This window comes from Pseudostreptobacillus sp., from assembly GCF_977040545.1.
The window spans coordinates 1-2,222 of the sequence record NZ_CDRRBS010000131.1 but is presented as its reverse complement, the minus strand read 5'-3'; the positions used below and the strand labels follow the sequence as shown (position 1 = coordinate 2,222).

At 28.0% G+C, this 2,222-nt stretch carries 3 protein-coding genes; all 3 read right to left on the bottom strand.

What is annotated here, in order from left to right; genetic code table 11:
• On the bottom strand, window positions 1-196 hold a 196-nt coding region (locus ACWYO2_RS05820), incomplete at its 3' end, for an OB-fold nucleic acid binding domain-containing protein (protein WP_455515538.1).
• Window positions 196-1,434, bottom strand: a complete 1,239-nt coding sequence (gene hisS / locus ACWYO2_RS05815) for a histidine--tRNA ligase (RefSeq protein WP_455515537.1) — start codon at window positions 1,432-1,434, stop codon at window positions 196-198. The genes ACWYO2_RS05820 and hisS, both read right to left, overlap by 1 nt.
• Window positions 1,424-2,104, bottom strand: coding sequence for a dTMP kinase (locus ACWYO2_RS05810; protein WP_455515536.1), 681 nt, complete (start codon window positions 2,102-2,104; stop codon window positions 1,424-1,426). The genes hisS and ACWYO2_RS05810 overlap by 11 nt, the downstream gene beginning before the upstream one ends.
• Window positions 2,105-2,222: the final 118 nt, after the last annotated feature.

Sequence of the window (2,222 nt, the reverse complement as noted above, 5' to 3'; positions counted from 1 at the left end):
TTAGTTTTTGAGCAAGTTCTAATATTTTTTTAGGTGAATTTTCGTTAACTAAGACTTGTGTAATTCCATATCTATCCCGAAGATCTATAAAAACAAAAGGCCCCATATCACGCACTTTATCTATCCATCCAGATATAGTAACACTTTGTCCTACATGTTCCATTCTTAATTCATTTAATTTATGACTTCTATACATTATTTTATCCTTTCTATAAGGCTAGATAAAGTAAGCTCTTCTTGATTTCCTGTTTCAAGATTCTTAAGAGTTATCATTCCCTTATTTTTTTCATCTTCTCCTAGAATTATAGCATAAAGAGCACCAAGTTTATTAGCTTTTTTCATTTGACCTCCAAATCCCTTAGGTGAATAATCAAATTCAACTCGTATTCCCTCTTCTCTTAATACTTTTAAAACATTTAACATATATTCTTTAGTTTCATCAAAATATACTATATATGATAATTTTTCTTTTTGAGTCATAAGATTTTCATCTAAAAGTAATGTGATTCTTTCAATTCCAGCTGCAAAACCAATTCCTGGAACCTTAACTCCTGCTAATATTTCTGTTAATTTATCATATCTTCCCCCACCTAAAACTGTAGATTGTGCCCCAAGATTTTCTGATTTTATTTCAAAAACTGTATCAGAATAATAATCAAGACCTCTTACAAGTTTAGGATTTATAACATATTTTATACCAAAAGATGTTAAAGTATTTTTTAATTCTTCAAAGAACTTATTACTTTCTTCATCAAAATATTCGTGAAGCTTTGGAGCTTTTTCTAAAAGTTTTTGATCTTCCTCACTTTTTGAATCTAAAACTCTTAAAGGATTTTTTGATGCTCTTATCTTAGAATCATCACTTAATTTATCAATATTTGCTAAAAGATAGTCTTGTAAATCCTTAATATATTTAACTCTACATTCTACACTTCCTAAAGAATTAAGTTCTACAGTTAAATTATTAAGACCTAATTTTGATAAAAATTCTACTGCCATTGATATTATCTCAGCATCAAGCATAGGATTTCTGATTCCAAAACTTTCTACTCCAATTTGATAAAACTCTCTATATCTTCCTTTTTGAGGTGCTTCATATCTATACATAGGGCCTGAATAATACCATTTAATATTAGGATTTGATTTATGTAATCCAGCATTTAAATAAGCTCTTACAACTCCTGCAGTACCTTCAGGTCTTAAAGTTATATTTCTTCCTCCCTTATCTTCAAATGTATACATTTCTTTTGAAACTACATCTGTTTCATCTCCTACTGATCTTTTAAAAAGGTCTGTTTCTTCAACTATAGGAGTTATTATATTTTTATACCCATATTTTTCAAATACATCTTTAGCAACCTTTAGTATAAAATTGTGTTTCTCAGAATCACCAAAATACCTATCTTTCATACCTTTAAGTACGTTATATTCCATTTATCATCACCTCAATATTTCTATATATTTCATCATTTATATCTTCTATCGTTCTCATTTTACCATCTTTTACACAATCTATTATTATCCAATCTTTAATCCTTGCAAGTTCTATTGCACTATTATATGATTTTATTAAATATTCTCTATTACTTTCGTGTATATCCTTAGCTTTATCTCCAGTTATCTTATTTTCTCTATTTTCCATAAGACTAAAAGTATATTCTATTGGAACATTTAAAAATACTACTAAATTAGGACTGGGTATACCAAGTTTACTATATTCAAAATCTTCTATCCAATTAATACATTTCATTTTTTCTTCAAAATCATCTATTTTAGATGCTTGATGTACAATATTTGAAGTCGTATATCTATCACTAATTATAACATACCCATTTTCATATTCTTTAGCCCATTTGGTTTTAAATGAAGCATATCTGTCCACTCCATAAAAACTTGAAGCAGCATAAGCATTAACACTTTGTGCATCTTTCCCAAAATCACCATTTAAGTACATCTTAACTAAACTAGATGAGGGAGAATCATAATCAGGAAAAGAAATCTTTTTAACTTTTATACCTTCATTATATAATCTTTCATTTAGAAGTTGACTTTGTGTCTGTTTACCACTACCATCTGTACCTTCTATTATTATTAACTTTCCCACTTTAATCTCCTTAATATTTATCAATTATTACTTTCAAAGAATGCCAACTAAGTGTAGAACATTTAATTCTAGCAGGCATATCCTTTGTTATTTCTAATAGTTTTGCCTCTTCTAACAT

Bases quoted from the DNA above. Each gene is read 5' to 3' on its own strand.
- hisS (WP_455515537.1), bottom strand. From the start codon at position 1,434: ATGGAATATAACGTACTTAAAGGTATGAAAGATAGGTATTTTGGTGAT.